Genomic DNA, 3,356 nt, shown 5'->3' with positions numbered 1-3,356 from the left:
CACCAGCACCGACACCAGCAAGGCGCGCTTGAGCTGCGCCTCGCCGCGGATGCTTTCGGTCATGTCGTAAGCGAGGAAGAACCAGGCTTCCGGCGTCTTGCGCACGGCCAGTTTGTAGGAGAACGCATTGCCGCGTTCATCCACCCCGCCCAGGCTGTGGATGCCATCGCGGAAGTCATACCAGTCCGGCTCTTCAGTACGCAGGGCGTCGAACTTGTCCGGGCGGACGATCCGTGCGCGCATCTGCTGCACCGGCAGGTCGGGGTTGCGCGAGGGATCGGCGGAGTAGCGATGCGCGTACTCGTCGATATTGCGGTTCATCACGTCTTCGACCAACTGGTTTTCCACGCGCGCACGCGCCCAGTTGGTGGCAAAGGCGAACAGTGCCGTCAGGCAGAAGCCCAACAGCACGAACGAGACGATGATGCGGCTGCGCAGCCGGCGCCGATATGGCGCGCGGCGACGCTCCCCCTTCCCCGTCACCGGATCAGGCTTCCGGCGCGGCGATGCGGTATCCGATGCCATGGCGGGTCTGGATCAACGGCACCTCGAACGGCTTGTCCACCACTGCGCGCAGGCCGTGGATGTGCACGCGCAGCGAGTCCGAATCGGGCAACTCTTCACCCCAGACGCGGGTTTCCAGTTCCTGGCGGGTCACCACTGCCGGCGCGGCTTCCATCAGGGCCTGCAGGATTTTCAGCGCCGTCGGGTTGAGCTGCAGCAGCTTGCCCTGGCGACGCACTTCAAGCGTATCCAGGTTGTATTCCAGATCACCGGTTTCCAGCACGCGGGTCTGCACGCCCTTGCCGCGACGCGACAGCGCGTTCAACCGCACCTCCACTTCCTGCAGCGCGAACGGCTTGATCAGGTAATCGTCGGCGCCGGAGTCGAACCCGGCCAGCTTGTTGTCCAGCGAATCGCGTGCGGTGAGCATCAGCACCGGGGTCTGCTTGCGCGCTTCATTGCGCAGCTTGCGGCAGACTTCGATGCCGTCCATGCCGGGCAGGTTGAGATCCAGAACGATCGCATCGAATTCGTGCACCACGGCAAGGTGCAAGCCAGTCACGCCGTCGGCGGCGAAGTCCACGGTATGCCCGCGGTCTTCAAGGTAATCGCCCAGATTGGCGGCGATGTCGCTGTTGTCTTCAATTACAAGAATTCGCACTGTGACCTCTGGTTGGCAGGTGATCCTTTCGGATCAGGAGCATCGGATCGCGCGGACGACCCTGTTACAGCCGGTAGCCCCGTTCCTCGCACCTTGGGGAAGATACACATCCCATTGTTAACATTAGACAGTGGATGTCGCTCATTCCGCGTCAAAAGCCACCTTCTCCCCTCAGGGCACCTGCCTGGCGACATCCCGCCTCGCCCGGAAAGGGAGGCGGGACCCGGCATCAATTGCTGGAGGCGTTCGGGGATCGACGATTGTTGAGGTAGTCCTTGCCATCCTCGCGCGCCTTGCGGCGCTGCGCCACGGTCATGCATACACTCTCATGGAAATTGCTGCCGGTGGCCTTTTCGCGGCGGCAGACCAGGCGGCTGTCTTCCTTCGCACGGGTCAGGATGGTGTTGACCGTCGACTGGTCGTTGAGCAGCTGGGTACGGGCGACCGGGCTCAGTTCCTTTGCGGACTCATGGCCCTGCAAGGCCGACTTGATGCGGTCCAACGCGGCCTGGACCTGGCTGCGGTCCTCCGGCGTGATCTCGCTGTAGGTCTCACTCCGCAGCGCGCCCTCCACCTTCTGGATCTGCTCGCTGATCGGGACCTCGACGTTGAGCGAGACCTCGTGGTCCTTGCCCTGCGACATTTTCGCCTCGCTGACGCCGGCGACGGTGAACAACAACATCGTGCAGACCAAACGGTACATACGCAGTGCTCCATCCATGAACGAGCGCCAAATGTAACCAGCCTGCGGGCGGYGGACAAGTGAGATTTATCACCCTCCCGGGACAGGTGACCGATCGAGAAAAAGGCCCAGGCGGAACCCGCCTGGGCCTGAAAGTGTTTCCCGATTACCGATCCTGCTGAGGAGGGCAGAGCTGCGGTTCGATGAAGCCTACGCCGGGGCCGATTAAAGCCTCGTTAAAACCGCAGAAACTTTCCGAAAAATCTCAAGCCTTTGAATTAACAGGCTTTTTCATCGACGCAACGTGCTCAATGATCCGCCCTGCCAAGTCCGCCTGACAGATCGCCTCAATGCCCTCCAGACCCGGCGTGGAGTTCACCTCCAGCACCAGCGGGCCACGGCTGGAGCGGATCAGGTCGACCCCGGCCACGCTCAGGCCCAGCGCTTTGGCCGAGCGCACCGCCACCAGTTGCTCGGCCCGGCTGGCTTTGGCGGCCCGGGCGCTGCCACCGGCATGCAGGTTGGAGCGAAAGTCGCCGTCCGGAGCCTGGCGCTGCATCGCCCCCACCACCTGGTCGCCAACGACCAGACAACGCAAGTCGGCGCCTTGCGCCTCGCCGATGAACTCCTGCATCAGGAAGTTGGCGTACAGGCCGCGCAGGGCTTCGACGATACCCCGGGAGGCACTGGCCTTTTCGGTCAGGATCACGCCACGCCCCTGGGTGCCCTCATTGAGCTTCACCACGTGCGGCGGCGGTCCCAGCATCGACAGCAGGTCGACCGTGTCGTCGGGGTTGTCGCCGAACACCGTCACCGGCATGTCGATGCCCTTGGAGGCCAGGATCTGGTGCGCGCGCAGCTTGTCGCGGGCGCGCAGGATCGCATCGGAGGGATTGGGCGTTCGCGCGCCCATCATTTCAAACTGGCGCAGCACGGCCGTGCCATACCGCGTCACCGAGGCACCGATACGCGGGATCACCGCATCAACGCCGGTGATCGGACGGCCCTTGTAATGCATGGTGAAACCATCGGCGGCGATGCGCATGTAGCAGCGCAGTGGATCGAGCACGCGCACGGTGTGGCCGCGCGCGCGCGCGGCTTCTACCAGCCGGCGCGTGGAGTACAGCTTGCTGTTGCGGGACAGGATGGCGAGTTTCATCGCGGTGGGCGCACGGGGCCGGAAAACGCGAAGCATAGCCTGCGCCGGGTACGCTGCGATGAGGATCGCGCGACGCGCAGCGCAGCGGTGGTTTGAGGCGCACAGGTCACGCTGCCAGCGCCGCAGGCGAGTACCGCCACCCGGATGCCGGAGCCCGCCGCGCGGTGTATTGATCACTGCCTGGGCGCAACGATGTTTCGCTGCACCGGGTGAACCGATACCCTCGACGCCCGGCCAACGACGGCCGCACCGCGACATCACCGCGACCTCCGCAAAGGCATGCCCATGAAATCCGGACCGCTCGCTGTCGTGGCCCTGCTGAGTGTTCTCCTGTCGGGCACGCCCCGTGC

General features: G+C 64.2%; 3 protein-coding genes and 1 pseudogene. All 4 read right to left on the bottom strand.

The features are described 5' to 3' along the window. Window positions 1–525, bottom strand: a pseudogene (locus ACXJKH_RS17230) (two-component sensor histidine kinase); the annotation flags it as partial. After that, a complete protein-coding gene (locus ACXJKH_RS17225; RefSeq protein ID WP_017356179.1) occupies window positions 488–1,165 on the bottom strand; it encodes a response regulator transcription factor in 678 nt (225 codons plus the stop codon). The pseudogene ACXJKH_RS17230 and the gene ACXJKH_RS17225, both read right to left, overlap by 38 nt. Window positions 1,166–1,394: 229 nt before the next feature. Then, window positions 1,395–1,868 (bottom strand): hypothetical protein, encoded by a 474-nt coding sequence (locus tag ACXJKH_RS17220; protein WP_256775520.1) that lies wholly within the window; start codon window positions 1,866–1,868, stop codon window positions 1,395–1,397. 244 nt (window positions 1,869–2,112) lie between these two features. Next, entirely contained in the window at window positions 2,113–3,006 is an 894-nt protein-coding gene (rimK, locus tag ACXJKH_RS17215; RefSeq protein WP_256775521.1) for a 30S ribosomal protein S6--L-glutamate ligase, read from the bottom strand. Window positions 3,007–3,356 lie beyond the last annotated feature (350 nt).

Source organism: Stenotrophomonas sp. P5_B8 (assembly GCF_054049855.1).
This window is presented reverse-complemented; position numbering and strand designations above follow the sequence as displayed.